Raw genomic sequence first — 14,589 nt, forward strand, 5'->3', positions numbered from 1 at the left:
GCTTCCTCAGCCGTTTTCGCCTTGTCTCGCTCTAGCTCGCGAGATCGTGAACACGTTCTAAGCATGCGCGCATGACAAAACGGCCACCCGCGTTGCCGGTGGCCGTTGTTGTTTCACATGAAACGCAAGGGGTTGATGCCCCACTTTTCCGGCGCCTCGTGGCGCACGATCTTGTCGCCGCCGCCAAAGCCGAGCGGTCGCGACAGGTCGATGATTTCCGGCTGCAGGTAGGTATTGCTCTTGCTGCTGAACATCACCTTGATCTTCGGCGTCAGCAGGTTGCTGTCGTGCTGCTCGATCACCACCCCCAGCTTGCCGGATTCCAGCAACACCAGCGTGCCGACCGGGTAGATGCCGACACAGCGCATGAAGGCCTGCACCAGCTTGGGGTCGAAGTGGTATTTCGACCATTCGAAGATCTTGCGCAGCGCATCGGTCGGTGCCATGCCCTTGTGATAGCAGCGATCGGCGGTGATGGCGTCGTAGACGTCGACGATGGCCGCCATCTTGGCCAGTGTGCTGATGGTGTCACCCTTGAGATTGTGCGGGTAGCCGCTGCCGTCGACGCGTTCGTGGTGATGCAGGGTGATGTCGAGCGGGATCTCGCTGATGCCCTCGGTGCGGCTGAGGATGTCGAAGCCGTCGCGCGGGTGGCGCTTGATGATGTCGAACTCCTCCTCGGTCAGGCGCCCCGGCTTGTTGAGGATCTCGTCCGGCACCAGCGCCTTGCCGGTGTCGTGCAGGATGCCGCCCAGCCCGGCAAGGTGGATAGTTTCCATGTCCATGCCCACCGAGCGGCAGAACGCGATCATCAGCGTGCCGACGCTGACCGAATGCAGGAAGGTGTAGTCGTCCTTGTTCTTGATGCGCAGCAGCGTCAGCAGCGCGCCGCTGTTGCTGAGCACCGATTCGGTGATCGATTCGATCATCGGCTCGACCTGCTCCAGCTCCACCGCCCGCCCCAGGCGCACATCCTGCATCACGGTCTTGACCAGCGCGTGCGCCTGGCTCTTGATGCGGTTGGCGCGGCCCAGCTCCTCGGCAAACGACAGCGCGATGATCGGCGCCGGCTTGCTGGTGACCGCCTCGATCATCTGCTGCTGCAAGCTGGCGTTGACCTCGTCCACGCTGCGCGCATGGCTGACATCCAGCCCCTTTTCGGTATCGATATAGAGTTCGTGAATACCGGCTTCGACGATCTTGGCGATTTCGGCATCGTTCTTGATCAGGAAGCGCTTGCGGAAAAACGGATGAGAGGTCCAGTCGCAGTTCAGGTCATGCACATACATGCCGATCTTGATGTCGGCAATATCGATATTTTTGATCATGGCGTTGTTTTCTTGGAGTCTGGTCTGGCAAAAAACGGTGTAAAAACAGCGGTCAGGCTGCTGGTGGCAGCGCTGCGACGGTGGTGTGGTGTGCCACGACAGTTTGTGCCAGAAACCTTATCCGACGATTATCGCGCCAATCGGCGATGCAAACAGGGTTTTATTTGTATTGATATTGGTTATCATTATTTTATTCAAATAAATAGTGATCGATAATAATTATGGCAATTGATAATCAATGATCAGTGCTTTTTTATTATTACGTATTGGTGATAGTCAATTTTCATGCAAGCGGATATTCTAGGTATAAATACCTAGAACAAAAAACCGGATTTCGCGAGCTACAGGAGTGCAAGGCATGACGCAGAGTACACGTTGGGGGCATCTGGGCAACCGCATCATCGGCGTTGCCGCGGTGGCGGTGGCGGTTGGTTTTGCGGTGATGATCGCCATCATCGCCAAGCAAAGTTATGACGCCGCGGTCGAGCAGGGTAACCAGCTGGCCTCGGAGCAGGCCGGCCGCGTGGCGGACAGTGTCGAGGCCAAGCTGGCCAACGGCTTTGCCATTCCGCGCAGCATGGCCGCCAGCGTGCAGGGGCTGCAGCGCGCGCAGGCGGTGGAGCGCAAGGTGGTCGACAACATCCTGCTCAGCTCGCTGGACAACGCGCCGGGCATCATCGGCGCGTGGATGATCTGGGAGCCGAACGCACTGGATGGCCGCGACGACGAATTCCGCCGCGACTGGCCGAAGCACGACCCGAGCGGGCGCTACACGCCGTACCTGACGCGCGGTGGCGACGGCAAGGCGGCGCTGGACGTGATGATGTCCAGCGACCGGGTGGCGAAATTCCCGGAGTGGCAGGACAGGCTCACCGAGTACGCGCCGGACTATGAAAAATCGGGCTGGGGCGATTTCTACTTCGTGCCGAAATCGCGCGGCCGCGACACCATCACCGAGCCGTTCTTCTACGAGGTGCAGGGCAAGCAGGTACTGGAAAGCTCGCTGGCGGTGGTGATGAAGGACGCGTCCGGCAAGCTGCTGGGGGTATCCGCCGTCGATCTAGCGCTGGACGACCTGCAAAAGCAGTTCGGCGCCATCCGCCTCTATGACACCGGCTATGTGCGCATGGTGTCCGAGGGCGGCCTGTTCGTGGTCAACCCGCAGGCGGAACTGGTCGGCAAGGCGGTGGCCAGTGGCGATCCGCTGGCGGCCAACCTCGACAAGATCAAGAAGGGCGAGCGCTTCGTCTACGAAGACGGCGGCTTTACCCACTTCTTCTACCCGATCAAGGTGGCAGACAGCGGCCAGTTCTGGTCCGCCGGCGTCAGCGTGCCGACCGCGGCGATTACCGCGACCGCCAACAGCCAGCGCAATACCGCCATCGTGGTCGGCGTCATCGCGCTGGCGCTGATCATCCTGGTGCTGACGCTGCTGATCCGCACCCTGACGCGGCCGCTGAACACGCTGGCGGAAACCATGGAACAGTTCGCCAGCGGCAAGGGCGATCTGACGTTGCACCTCACTGTCAGCAACCGTGACGAAATCGGCCGCACCGCCGCCGCCTTCAACCGCTTCATCGAGAGCCTGCGCGAGATGTTCATCGAGGTGCGCGAGCAGAGCCTGGCGGTGAGCCGTTCCGCCGGCCAGCTGGCCGACTCCGCGGTACAGGTGGAGCAGTCGTCGGCGCAGCAGTCGGACGCCGCCAGCGCCACTGCTGCCGGCGTGGAGCAGGTCACCGTCAGCGTGCACCACATCGCCGATACCGCGATGCTGGCCGAGAGCATGGCGCGCGAAACCGGCGTGCTGACCGAGCACAGCGTGGCAACGGTGGATAAGGTCACCGGCGAGATCCAGCGCATGACCAGCAATATGCAGGCGCTGGCCGGGCGCATGGGCGCGCTGGGTGCACGTTCGGCGGAGGTCAGCACCATTGTCGGCGTAATCAAGGACATTGCCGACCAGACCAACCTGCTGGCGCTGAACGCGGCCATCGAGGCGGCGCGCGCCGGCGAGCAGGGGCGCGGCTTTGCGGTGGTGGCGGACGAGGTGCGCAACCTCGCCGGCCGCACCGCCGAGGCCACGGTGCAGATCAGCCGCATCGTCAACGCCATCAGCAGCGAGACCAACGACGCGGTGGACGAGGTGAAGCGCAGCACCGAGCTGGTGTCGGTCAGCGTCGGCATCGCCGAGGAGGCCAACGTGGCGATGAAGGGTGTGTACGAGAAAAGCGTCGATCTGGTGGACAATATCGGTGATATCGCGTCGTCGACGCGGGAACAGTCGAACGCGACCTCGGAAATCGCGCAGAACGTGGAGCGCATCAGCACCATGGCGCAGTCCAACAGCGAAGTGGCGCGCGAGGTACGCGCCGCGGTGGAGCAGCTGCGCGAGCAGTCCGCCAGCCTGGAAGCGCTGGTCGGCAATTTCCGACTCTGAGTAGCCGGCTAGCCGCAGCCAGCGCCGCCCGTCACGGGCGGCGCTTTTTTATTGGCGGTTTTGGCCTGACAGCGCGCGGTGATTTTCGTATAATCCGCCGGTTTGCTTTGCGAGACCCGCCATGTCGCCCTTACCCTGCCCGCTTCCTTGCCCCGCCGCGCTGTCTGCGCGTCGCCAGGCGTTGCCGGTACGGGGTCGACACGACGCCGGGCCGCTGCATTGATATATAAAGAAGCTCCTGATCCGGCATCAGGGGCTTTTTTTTCAGCCATTGATTCTGTTATTGCCAAAGGTGACCGCCATGCCCAACCCGCTTTATCGCAAGCACATCATTTCGATACCGGATTTCACGCGCGAGGAACTGGAACTGGTCGTGCAGACGGCGGCACAACTGAAGGCCGCGTCGCGTGGTGACCTGCTCAAGGACCGCCTGCTGGCGACCTGCTTCTTCGAGCCGTCGACCCGTACCCGGCTGTCGTTCGAGACCGCGGTGCAGCGCCTGGGCGGCAACGTGATCGGTTTTGCCGACGGTGCCAACACCTCGGCGAAGAAGGGCGAAACGCTGGCCGACACCGTGCGCATCATCAGCTCCTACACCGACGCCATCATTATGCGCCATCCGAAGGAAGGCGCCGCGCGTGTGGCCAGCGAGTTTTCCAGTGTGCCGATCATCAACGGCGGCGACGGTGCCAACCAGCACCCGTCGCAGACGCTGCTCGACCTGTTCACGCTGCAGGAAACCCAGGGCCGTCTCGACAACCTGACGGTGGCCTTCGTCGGCGACCTGAAATACGGCCGCACCGTGCACTCGCTGGCGCAGGCGCTGTCGCTGTTCGGCGCGAAGTTCTACTTCGTCGGCCCCGAGGCGCTGGCGATGCCGGACTACCTGTGCGAGGAGCTGGACGAGCGCGGCATCAGCTACAGCATTGCCGCCACCATCGAGGAAGTGATCCCGCACATCGACATCCTGTACATGACCCGCGTGCAGCGCGAGCGCTTCGACGAGGCCGAGTACAAGAAGATCCAGGGCCAGTTCGTGCTGCGTGCCGACATGCTGCGCAGCGCGCGCCCGAACATGAAGATCCTGCACCCGCTGCCACGGGTGGACGAGATCACCACCGACGTCGACGCCACCCCGCACGCCTACTACTTTGAGCAGGCCAAGAATGGTGTCTACGCCCGCCAGGCGCTGCTGTCGCTGGTGCTCAACGAAACGGTGTGAAAGGAAAAACCATGACTGAAAAAGTGTATGCCCGCAATGTCGAGGCACTGAAATCCGGCACCGTGATCGACCACATTCCGGCCGGCCAGGGCCTGCGCATCCTGCGCCTGTTCCAGCTGGCGGAATACCGCGAGCGCGTTACCGTCGGCCTCAACCTGCCCAGCGGGCACATGGGCAGCAAGGACCTGATCAAGATCGAGAACGTGGTGCTGAGCGAGGAGCAGGCCAACGAGCTGGCACTGTTCGCGCCGCGCGGCACCGTCAGCGTGATCGAGGATTTTGCCGTGGTACGCAAGCAGAAGCTGGCGATCCCGGACACGGTGGAAGGCATCTTCGCCTGCCCCAACTCCAACTGCGTGTCGCACGTGGAGCCGGTGCAGAGCCATTTCAGCGTGCGCGTCACCGAGCACGACACCAAGATGAAGTGCAAGTACTGCGAGAAGGTGTTCAGCAAGGACATCGTGGTCGACGTACGCTAAGCCGGCCGGTATCGGCATCGGGCGGTCGCGGGCAACCGCGGCCGCCTTTTTCATGGCTGCGGCCAACCTTGAGCGCCCGTGGCGGGAACTCGCCGCCGCGGCGGGCTTTCCAAGCGCTTATTTGCCCTGTGGAGAACATCATGTGGCGTCCCCTGCTGTTGGCCGCGATCGGCCTGCCCCTGTTGCTGGCCTGTAGTGACGAACAGGTCGGCAAGCTGCAACAAGACGCGTCCGCCGCCATCGGCGTGGCCGGTAATAAACTGCAGCAGGCCAGCGCGCCGCTGGCCGAGATCAAGCAGCAGGCGGCCACGGCGCTGGACAAGGCCGGCACGCTGGCCGGGGAGCTGCAGCCCAAGGTGCAGCAGCAGGTGGAAGAACTGAAACAGCAGGCCGGCGTGGTGCGCGAGGTGGTCAGCGCGTGGCAGGGCAAGGGCGACTGGACGGTGCTGGAAAAGCAGGTCGGCCAGTATCCGCGCGACAGCGGCCTGTTCGACAAGCCGCCACTGGCGGCACCGCTGAAGGCCTTGCTGGGCAAGGACCTGGCCAAGTTCAAGTTGTTCATGGATACCCAGGGGCCGTTGCAGCAGGACCGGCTGCTGTTCGTCACCGGCAACAAGCGCCACGCGGCGCAGGATGGCGCGGCCTACCTGCTGATCGACGTGTCGCAGCGCAAGCTGGAGGCGGGGCTGATCGAGAACGGCCTGCTCAAGGTCTACGCCAGCGAGGGCACACCGTTGCAGCCGCCGGCCGAGGTGCGCACCTTCATCGGCAACCTGCAGCGGCAGTAAGCGGCGCCGGCGCAAGGTTGGCCGCAATGAAAAACGCCACGACCGGGGTCGTGGCGTTGTGCTGTCGGCGCGCGGTTCAGCGTTTGCGCTTCAACGACTTCTTGGCGTAGAAGGTCTTGCTGGCGGCCTTGCGGCGGGTGCTGCTCTTCAGCTGGCGATCCAGTTCCGGCAACAGGCGGCCGGCGACGTTCATGCGTCGCGACAGCTCCTGCGCGCTGGCGATCTGCTCCGGCTTCATCTCGTGCTGCAGCTGGTTCAGCTTGCTGGCGGCCTGGGCATTGCCCTGCGCCCGTGCCAGGTTGTGCAGCGCGTAGGCCAGCACCTCGTTGTGCGGGATGCCCTGGTAGCTGTAGGCGGTGTAGGCATGGCCGAGGCTGTTCAGCGCGTCGACCTGATACTTGGCGGCGGCCTTGCGATACCAGCTCAGTGCCAGTTTCAGGTCGCGCGACACGCCCTGGCCGTTTTCGTACAGGCTGCCGAGCTGGAATTGCGCTTCGGCGTTGCCCTGCTTGGCGGCCTTGGTGTACCACTGCGCGGCGTCGAAATAGTCCTGCTCCACGCCCTGGCCCTGACGGAACAGGTTGCCGAGGCTGGCCTGGGCGCCGGCATGGCCTTGCTCGGCTGCCTTGCGCAACCACAGCGCGGCCTGGCTGGCGTCCTGCGGCACGCCCTTGCCCTGTGCGTACAGCTGGCCGAGGTTGGCCTGCGCGTTCATGTCGCCCTGCTCGGCGGCCTTCTGATACCACTGGGTGGCGTCGCTGAGGCTCTGCGTGACTTCCACGCCCTGCTCATACAGCTGGCCGAGCGCGTTCTGTGCCTGCAGGTGATCCTGCGCCGCGGCTTTCTGATACCAGCTGGCGGCTTCCGCCAGATCCGGGTTCACGCCGTTGCCCTTCTCGTACAGTTCGCCCAGGCCGTACTGCGCCTCGGCATCGCCCTGCTCGGCGGCCTTGCGATACCAGCTGGCGGCTTGCAGCTCGGCACCCTTCTGGTACCACTGCAGCGCCTGCGCCGGGTCTTTCGGCACGCCGCGACCGCTCTGGTACAGGCTGGCCAGCGCCGTCTGCGCGTTGGTGTGGCCCTGCTCGGCGGCCTTGCGATACCAGTTGGCCGCCAGCGCCAGGTTGCGCGGGGTGCCGCGACCGTTCTGGTGCAGCACCGCCAGTGCGTACTGGGCATCGGCGATGCCCTGCTCGGCGGCACGGCCGAACCAGATCGCGGCGGCCGCCAGATCCTGCGGCATGCCCTGGCCGTTCTGGTACATCAGGCCCAGTGCGTGCTGCGCCGGGGCGTAGCCCTGCTGTGCGGCCTTGTGCTGCCATTGCGCGGCATCGATCAGGTTGCGCGGCACACCCTTGCCGGCGAGCAGCAGGTTGGCGTAGTGGTACTGCGCCTCGGCGCTGCCCTGTTCGGCGGCACGGCGGTACAGCACCGCCGCCTGATTGCTGTTTTGCGTCACGCCGACGCCATTCTGCGAGATCTGTGCCAGCTGGGTCCGCGCCAGCGCGTTGCCCTGCCGTGCCGCCTGCTGGAACAGGCTGGATGCCTGCGCCAGATCCTGCGGCACGCCGCGGCCGTACTGGTACATCAGGCCGAGGCTGGTCTGTGCGGCGGTGTTGCCCTGTGCCGCGGCTTTCTGATACCAGCTGACGGCGGTGGCGTAGTCCTGGCGCACGCCGAGGCCGTTTTCATACAGGCCACCCAGCTTGTGCTGGGCGTCGACATTCCCCTGCGCCGCGGCCTTGTCGTACCAGCGGGCGGCTTCGGCCAGGTCCGGCACCACGCCCTGACCCTTGCGGTACATCTCGGCCAGCAGCAGCTGAACGCGCGGATTGCCCTGCTCGCCGACCGGGGTCAGCTCTTGCAAGGCGGTGGCAAAATCCCCTTTGCCATAGGCAAGACGGCCTTCTTTCAGACCTGCCATCGCGGGCGCAGCCAGCAGCATGCTGGTCAGAAGGACGGAAGTAGCAAAATGTCTGTTCATGTGCGTTTCTTCATTTTGTAGAGAGGCCGTGCCGATCGTGTGCGGGTAATGAAACCTGATCCGCGCGGGGTAACATTTTATTCTGCATGATTAACGGCTAGTTTAACGGCTAATCATAAGCTGTTAAAGGATTGTCCCTGCCAAGACGCGGGTATTTGATAGCAAAGTGTTGCAGCCGTGGTGTCCGGCACGGTTTTGTCATGACTTTGCGCTTGATCGTGGCATGAGTCACCCGCCAGCGGCGTGCCGGCGCAGCAATAGTGGTGCCGGCGGGCGCGCGATCACGCGCTGCGCGATGATAAGGATGCCGCCAGGGCGCAACCTTGTCCATGATCAGGCAATGGCAACACTGCGGCCAACTTTGATTGCTTTGACATAAAAGGCGCCACCGATTTGCTGCGGAAAAGCGCGCCAGCCTCACCTATGATGAAATCTCGGCGCCTGTTGCGCCGCTGCCGGATGACTGTGTGACAGCACAGGGGGGGCATCATGTTTGACAGTCGGTTCTATTTCACCGGGGCGACGATCCTGGCGGTGCTGTCCACGCTGGCCACCGCCTGGACACTACTGATGTTTTCCGTGCTACTGATCTTTGTCGGGCTGTGGCAGGCCGACCGCGAGCAGATCCGCGAGCTCTCCCCCAGCACCGCGGTGATGTTCGTGATGCAGGACGACAGCTCGCCGCGCTCGCTCGACGATTTCATCGGCCACCACCTGATGTTCTATCAGGACGGCATCCCGGTTTATCGCGACCTGTTCGACGGCGATCACTACTGGCAGCTGCTGGAAGCCGACAGCCAGGCGCTGAGCGGCGACGACATCATCCGCGTGTTCCCCGGCGTCAGCTACCGGCGCAAAGCCTGATTCTGCGCCATCGCCACAAGCAAGAGCAGCCACTGACGGCTGCCGTTTTGCTGTCTGGCACCAAGCTTGGCCGCAAGATGGTGGCCGGGTTTAGCGTGGTGCCTTATCCATGATGCTTTCGGATTCTGCAATCATCTTTTTGCCATCTTCGGCTCGGCCATTTTTATAGTAGAGCCAGCCAAGACCGTTTAAGGCCACACCATAGGCATAGTGCTGCGTGCCAAGCACTTTTCCCAGAGTACCCAGGGATGCCTTGTAGTAGCGTTCTGCTGCTTCGATTTGCCGTTGGTAATGGTAAACATCGGCAAGCTCGCGTTGCGTGATACCGGCAATGACACTTTCTGCCATGCCGTTTTCTTGCATGCCATCCATCACCGCGTTTAGTGTCGTGATCGCTTCCGGATAATGCTTTTTGTCCGTGTACACCGATCCCAGTCGTGACAGCGTATTGAGTATGCGCGGGTGGTTTGGCCGGAGTATTTTTTGCTTGATGTGCAAGGCGGACAGCAACTGCTGCTCGGCATCGTCATATTGTTTTGCTCTCGCGTACAAGGTGCCGAGGTTATGCAAGGTTTCGGCGGCTTCGTAACTCTCCGAGCCGGCTATTTTCTGCCGCATTGTCAGTGCTTGTTGATAAAGAACTTTTGCGGTGTCGGTTTTTTTCATGTCGACCAACAACAGTGCCAAATTGTTCAGCGATTCGGCGACCAGCAAGTGTTCCTCGCCAAGCAGTTTGCGACGCAAAGCCAAGGCCTGTTCCGCGTAGGGCAATGCTTCCTTGCTGCGGAGTGTTCTCCTTAGTACCGAGACCTGTGCATCCTGGATGTCCGCATAGAGCAGCGTGTCGGGTACGACGACATCATCACCGTGCAGCAATTCATGCAGCAGGGATTCGGCCCGCTGTAGTTTGTCCTGCTGGATCAATACTCGGGCCAGATCCCGTTTTGCCTGTTGCCGAGCAGTGTTGTCGCTTGCTGTCGCCAGTGCCTGATGCGCTGTTTGGTACGCTTGCGAGTACTCCCCATTGATGATCATGGCGTCGATGGCGCTTGCCCCGGCAATGGCCGGGAGTTGGAGTGCGGTGATGAGGAGCAGGGTTATGCGTTTCATCGGGAGATTTCTGACGTGATGGCGAGGTAAGCATTGCATTACAGCACATCATTTTATGCAAATAAAATTGTGATGTTCATGCCCGGTCATGTGGTTGTTTCTATGTGCGATAACAAAAAAGGTTGGCCGCATCGCTGCGGCCAACCTTTATCGTTTCAGCTGAAGCAAAACCGGCTTACACCTTGTCGTACAGCTTGCCGCCGCCCTTCACGAACTCGATCGACTTCACCTCCATGCCCTTCTGCAGCGCATCCTGCTCGCTGATGCCCTGTTTGGCGGCGAATTCGCGCACATCTTGCGTGATCTTCATCGAACAGAAGTGCGGGCCGCACATGGAGCAGAAGTGCGCCACCTTGGCGCTATCTTTCGGCAGCGTTTCGTCGTGGAATTCGCGCGCCTTGTCCGGGTCCAGGCCCAGGTTGAACTGGTCTTCCCAGCGGAACTCGAAGCGGGCCTTGGACAGCGCGTTGTCGCGGATCTGTGCGCCGGGGTGGCCCTTGGCGAGGTCGGCGGCGTGCGCGGCCAGCTTGTAGGTGATGATGCCTTCCTTCACATCGTTCTTGTTCGGCAGGCCCAGGTGCTCTTTCTGGGTGACGTAGCACAGCATGGCGGTGCCGTACCAACCGATCTGCGCGGCACCAATCGCACTGGTGATGTGGTCGTAGCCCGGCGCGATGTCGGTGGTCAGCGGCCCCAGGGTGTAGAACGGTGCCTCGTGGCACCACTCCAGTTCCTTGTCCATGTTCTCCTTGATCAGCTGCATCGGCACGTGGCCGGGGCCTTCGATCATCACCTGCACGTCGTGCTGCCACGCGATCTGGGTCAGCTCGCCCAGCGTCTTCAGCTCGCCCAGCTGCGCGGCGTCGTTGGCATCCCAGGCGGAACCCGGACGCAGGCCGTCGCCCAGCGAGAAGGCCACGTCGTAGGCCTTCATGATTTCGCAGATGTCTTCGAAATGGGTGTACAGGAAGTTTTCCTGGTGATGCGCCAGGCACCATTTGGCCATGATCGAGCCGCCGCGCGACACGATGCCGGTCATGCGGCCGGCGGTCAGCGGCACGTACTGCAGGCGCACGCCGGCGTGGATGGTGAAGTAGTCGACGCCCTGTTCGGCCTGCTCAATCAGGGTGTCCTTGAAAATTTCCCAGGTCAGGTCTTCGGCCTTGCCGTTCACCTTTTCCAGTGCCTGGTAGATCGGCACGGTGCCGATCGGGACCGGCGAATTGCGCAGGATCCACTCGCGGGTTTCGTGGATGTTCTTGCCGGTGGACAGGTCCATGATGGTGTCGGCGCCCCAGCGGATGCCCCAGGTCATCTTGTCCACTTCTTCGCTGATCGACGACGTTACCGCGCTGTTGCCGATGTTGCCGTTGATCTTCACCAGGAAGTTGCGGCCGATGATCATCGGCTCGGATTCCGGGTGGTTGATGTTGTTGGGGATGATGGCGCGGCCGGCGGCGATTTCCTGGCGTACGAATTCGGCGGTGATGGTGTCCGGCAGGTTGGCGCCGAAGCTGTGGCCGGGGTGCTGCCGCGTCATCAGCTCCAGCAGGCGGTCGTTCTTGCCGCCGGCCGTTTTCAGGCTCTCGACATAGGCCTGGCGGTTCAGGTTTTCGCGGATGGCGACGTATTCCATCTCCGGGGTGATGATGCCCTGCCGTGCGTAGTGCATCTGGCTGACGTTGCGGCCAGGCTTGGCGCGGCGTGGCTTGCGCTGCAGGTTGAAGCGCAGGTCGGCCAGTTTCGGGTCGGCTTCGCGCTGGCGGCCATAGTCGCTGGACAGGCCGGCGAGCAGCTCGGTGTCGTCGCGTTCGGCGATCCACGCGGCGCGCAGCGGGGCGAGGCCGTTCTGGATGTTGATGCTGGCGGCGGGGTCGGTGTACGGGCCGCTGCAGTCGTAGACGTAGATCGGCGGGTTGCGCTCGCCGCCGAACTGGGTCGGGGTGTCGGCCTGGCTGATCTCGCGCATCGGCACGCGGATGTCGGGGCGGCTGCCTTCGACATAAATCTTGCGGGAATTCGGCAGTGGCGCGATGGCGGCGGCATCGACCACCATCTGTTGGTTGGGCTTGTGGCTATCGGGTGTGGCAGGCGCGTTCATCGGGCAGGTTCTCCAAGGCGATGAAACGGCGCAAGGAGCGGCCCGGGTGTCCGGCTGCAAGGTTGGCCGCAAGCCGGGCGGGAACGCAGCGCGGCGGGCGGTGTCTGGCAGATTACGCTTCCCTACGCCGGTATTATCCGGGTCAGGTTCTAAGGGTAACTCTCACCCGCCCTGTTTATGCCATACGCGTTTTGGTGCGAATGGTACACAACAGGAGCAGGACCCCTAGCGATGCTGTGAAGGTAAGGTAAATGTGGGATAATCGCAAGTTACGAATTGCTCGGGCGGTTGTGAAATGCGGGTTGAGGCAGCCTGTTTTTCAGAGTCGTCCTTGATATTGTCTAGAATCCAAGCCGGAGTTTCCGATGAATTTCGAACAAGCCCGCTTCAATATGGTTGAGCAACAGATCCGTCCGTGGGACGTGCTCGACACCTCCATTCTCGATCTGCTGTTCCACGTGAAACGCGAAGATTTTGTCGGTACCGACAAGCGCGCGCTGGCCTTTGTCGACACCCAGCTGCCGCTGGACAACGGCTGCACCATGCTGGAGCCGAAGGTCGAAGCCCGTCTGGTGCAGGACCTGCAGGTGAAAGCCAGCGACAAGGTACTGGAAATCGGCACCGGCAGCGGCTACCTGACCGCGCTGTTGGCCGCCGTCGGCCAGCACGTGTACAGCGTCGACATCGACGCGCAGCAGCTGCAGCACGCTGCGGCCAACCTCAAGACCGCCGGCATCAAGAACGTGACGCTGAGCCAGGGCAACGGCATTGACGGTCTGGCGGCGCAGGCGCCGTTCGACGTGATCTGCGTCGGCGGTTCGGTACCGGTGGTGCCGGAAGCGCTGAAGGCGCAGCTGGCCGTCGGCGGCCGCATGGCGGTAATCGTCGGCGACGCGCCGGTAATGATCGCCAAGATCATCACCCGCGTGTCCGAAACCGCGTATCAGGAAAGCGTCAGCTTCGATACCAACATCGCGCGCCTGCAGCAGCTGGACGCGATCGAACCGTCGCGCTTCAGCTTCTGATGATCCGCGAAATCAACGCCCGCGAGCTGGCCGACTGGCTGGCCGACGCGTCCCGTCCGCAGCCGGTGCTGCTCGACGTGCGCGAGGACTGGGAATACGCGCTGTGCCGCATCGACGGTTCGCGCCAGATTCCGATGAACCTGATCCCGCTGCGCCACAACGAGCTGCCGGATGACACCCCGGTGGTGACCATCTGCCACCACGGCGTGCGCAGCTACCAGGTCGGCCTGTTCCTGGAAAACGCCGGTTTCGAGCAGGTGCTGAGCCTGCGCGGCGGCGTGGCGGCGTGGGCGGACGAGGTCGAGCCGGCGATGGCGCGCTACTGAGCCGACGTTGGCCGCAAGCAAAGCCGTTCCCTGTGGAGCGGCTTTTTTATTGGTACCGCTCCGGCACGGCATGCCCGCGTGTGCTGGCCGTTGGCGGTCGCTATTGCTGCTGCGGGTTCGGTGGCAGCAACGGGGGGTGACTCCCCCGCTGCCGGACCCTGAATTTTTCGTGATTCCGATGGTTAATAACATGACTTATCTCGCCCCCGCCCTCGCCACCCTGCCCGCCGCCTGGCAACAGGTGCTGGCAACGCCGGCCATCAGTGCGCAACTGGCGCTGATCGACGCGCAACTGGCCGACCGCGCCGCCGCCGGTGCGGTGATCTATCCGCCGCGCGAGCTGGTGTTCAACGCGCTGCGCCACGTGGCGCCGGCCGACATCCGCGTGGTGATCATCGGGCAGGACCCGTATCACGGCGCCGGCGAGGCGATGGGGCTGAGTTTTTCGGTGCCGGACGGGGTGAAGATCCCGCCCAGCCTGCGCAATATCTACAAGGAACAGCTCAGCGACCTCGGCCTGCCGCCGCCGGCCAGCGGCAACCTGACGCACTGGGCGGCGCAGGGCGTGCTGCTGCTCAATGCCTCGCTGACGGTGGAGGCCGACCGCGCCGGCAGCCACGGCAAGCTCGGTTGGCAGCCGGTGACCGACGCGCTGATCGACGCGGTGAACGCGGCCAACCCCGGCTGCGTGTTCCTGCTGTGGGGCAACTGGGCGCACGGCAAGGCCGAGCGCATCGATGCCGCCCGCCACTGCGTGCTGAAGGCGGCGCACCCGTCGCCGCTGTCGGCCAGCCGCGGCTTTCTCGGCTGCCGTCATTTCTCGCAGGCCAACCAGTGGCTGGCCGAGCGCGGCCGCGGCGAGATCGCCTGGGGTGGCGCGGTGGCACAGGGCGGGCTGTTCTAGCACGCACGCTGCGGCCAACGT

Annotated in this window: 12 protein-coding genes and 1 riboswitch; of the genes, 8 read left to right on the forward strand and 4 right to left on the reverse strand. The window is 63.0% G+C overall.

The features are described from left to right. Positions 1-113 precede the first annotated feature (113 nt). A complete protein-coding gene (locus tag C8E02_RS16720) occupies positions 114-1,328 on the reverse strand; it encodes an HD-GYP domain-containing protein (protein WP_120812746.1) in 1,215 nt (404 codons plus the stop codon). 358 nt (positions 1,329-1,686) lie between these two features. Between C8E02_RS16720 and C8E02_RS16725 the strand changes: the two genes are divergently transcribed. The 4 genes from C8E02_RS16725 to C8E02_RS17545 all read left to right on the forward strand — a co-directional run bounded on the left by C8E02_RS16725 (position 1,687) and on the right by C8E02_RS17545 (position 6,254). Continuing rightward, positions 1,687-3,765, forward strand: a complete 2,079-nt coding sequence (locus tag C8E02_RS16725; protein WP_120812748.1) for a methyl-accepting chemotaxis protein — start codon at positions 1,687-1,689, stop codon at positions 3,763-3,765. A 301-nt stretch (positions 3,766-4,066) separates the two neighbouring features. After that, on the forward strand, positions 4,067-4,987 hold the full coding sequence (pyrB, locus tag C8E02_RS16730) for an aspartate carbamoyltransferase (RefSeq protein ID WP_120812751.1): 921 nt from the start codon (positions 4,067-4,069) through the stop codon (positions 4,985-4,987). 11 nt (positions 4,988-4,998) lie between these two features. Next, entirely contained in the window at positions 4,999-5,466 is a 468-nt protein-coding gene (pyrI, locus tag C8E02_RS16735; RefSeq protein ID WP_047968234.1) for an aspartate carbamoyltransferase regulatory subunit, read from the forward strand. 140 nt (positions 5,467-5,606) lie between these two features. After that, a complete protein-coding gene (locus C8E02_RS17545) occupies positions 5,607-6,254 on the forward strand; it encodes a hypothetical protein (protein ID WP_211329273.1) in 648 nt (215 codons plus the stop codon). A gap of 76 nt (positions 6,255-6,330) precedes the next feature. On the opposite strand, the gene C8E02_RS16745 is transcribed toward C8E02_RS17545, so the two are convergent. After that, a complete protein-coding gene (locus tag C8E02_RS16745; RefSeq protein WP_120812755.1) occupies positions 6,331-8,238 on the reverse strand; it encodes a tetratricopeptide repeat protein in 1,908 nt (635 codons plus the stop codon). Between the two features lie 489 nt (positions 8,239-8,727). Here C8E02_RS16745 and C8E02_RS16750 point away from each other — a divergent pair, with 489 nt between their 5' ends. Beyond that, positions 8,728-9,102 (forward strand): hypothetical protein, encoded by a 375-nt coding sequence (locus C8E02_RS16750; RefSeq protein WP_120812757.1) that lies wholly within the window; start codon positions 8,728-8,730, stop codon positions 9,100-9,102. Between the two features lie 90 nt (positions 9,103-9,192). On the opposite strand, the gene C8E02_RS16755 is transcribed toward C8E02_RS16750, so the two are convergent. Beyond that, the gene (locus C8E02_RS16755; RefSeq protein ID WP_170152183.1) at positions 9,193-10,212 is read right to left on the reverse strand and encodes a tetratricopeptide repeat protein; all 1,020 of its coding nucleotides are present in this window, start codon (positions 10,210-10,212) and stop codon (positions 9,193-9,195) included. 175 nt (positions 10,213-10,387) lie between these two features. After that, entirely contained in the window at positions 10,388-12,268 is a 1,881-nt protein-coding gene (thiC, locus tag C8E02_RS16760) for a phosphomethylpyrimidine synthase ThiC (protein WP_147424520.1), read from the reverse strand. 147 nt (positions 12,269-12,415) lie between these two features. Further along, positions 12,416-12,550: riboswitch (TPP riboswitch) on the reverse strand. Positions 12,551-12,678: 128 nt separating this feature from the next. On the opposite strand from thiC, the gene C8E02_RS16765 reads away from it, so the two are divergent. From C8E02_RS16765 to C8E02_RS16775, 3 genes are all read left to right on the forward strand, one after another. Next, a complete protein-coding gene (locus C8E02_RS16765) occupies positions 12,679-13,338 on the forward strand; it encodes a protein-L-isoaspartate O-methyltransferase family protein (protein ID WP_120812765.1) in 660 nt (219 codons plus the stop codon). Beyond that, the gene (locus C8E02_RS16770) at positions 13,338-13,664 is read left to right on the forward strand and encodes a rhodanese-like domain-containing protein (RefSeq protein ID WP_047968229.1); all 327 of its coding nucleotides are present in this window, start codon (positions 13,338-13,340) and stop codon (positions 13,662-13,664) included. The genes C8E02_RS16765 and C8E02_RS16770 overlap by 1 nt, the downstream gene beginning before the upstream one ends. A 190-nt stretch (positions 13,665-13,854) precedes the next feature. Continuing rightward, positions 13,855-14,568 (forward strand): uracil-DNA glycosylase, encoded by a 714-nt coding sequence (locus tag C8E02_RS16775; RefSeq protein WP_120812768.1) that lies wholly within the window; start codon positions 13,855-13,857, stop codon positions 14,566-14,568. The last annotated feature ends 21 nt before the right edge of the window (positions 14,569-14,589 follow it).

It is taken from the genome of Vogesella indigofera, assembly GCF_003633895.1.
GTDB classification, from domain to species: Bacteria; Pseudomonadota; Gammaproteobacteria; order Burkholderiales; family Chromobacteriaceae; genus Vogesella; species Vogesella indigofera.

Coding starts and splice junctions, on each gene's coding strand:
- C8E02_RS16720 (WP_120812746.1), bottom strand. CDS start 1,328: ATGATCAAAAATATCGATATTGCCGACATCAAGATCGGCATGTATGTG.
- C8E02_RS16725 (WP_120812748.1), top strand. CDS start 1,687: ATGACGCAGAGTACACGTTGGGGGCATCTGGGCAACCGCATCATCGGC.
- pyrB (WP_120812751.1), top strand. CDS start 4,067: ATGCCCAACCCGCTTTATCGCAAGCACATCATTTCGATACCGGATTTC.
- pyrI (WP_047968234.1), top strand. CDS start 4,999: ATGACTGAAAAAGTGTATGCCCGCAATGTCGAGGCACTGAAATCCGGC.
- C8E02_RS17545 (WP_211329273.1), top strand. CDS start 5,607: ATGTGGCGTCCCCTGCTGTTGGCCGCGATCGGCCTGCCCCTGTTGCTG.
- C8E02_RS16745 (WP_120812755.1), bottom strand. CDS start 8,238: ATGAACAGACATTTTGCTACTTCCGTCCTTCTGACCAGCATGCTGCTG.
- C8E02_RS16750 (WP_120812757.1), top strand. CDS start 8,728: ATGTTTGACAGTCGGTTCTATTTCACCGGGGCGACGATCCTGGCGGTG.
- C8E02_RS16755 (WP_170152183.1), bottom strand. CDS start 10,212: ATGAAACGCATAACCCTGCTCCTCATCACCGCACTCCAACTCCCGGCC.
- thiC (WP_147424520.1), bottom strand. CDS start 12,268: ATGGTGGTCGATGCCGCCGCCATCGCGCCACTGCCGAATTCCCGCAAG.
- C8E02_RS16765 (WP_120812765.1), top strand. CDS start 12,679: ATGAATTTCGAACAAGCCCGCTTCAATATGGTTGAGCAACAGATCCGT.
- C8E02_RS16770 (WP_047968229.1), top strand. CDS start 13,338: ATGATCCGCGAAATCAACGCCCGCGAGCTGGCCGACTGGCTGGCCGAC.
- C8E02_RS16775 (WP_120812768.1), top strand. CDS start 13,855: ATGACTTATCTCGCCCCCGCCCTCGCCACCCTGCCCGCCGCCTGGCAA.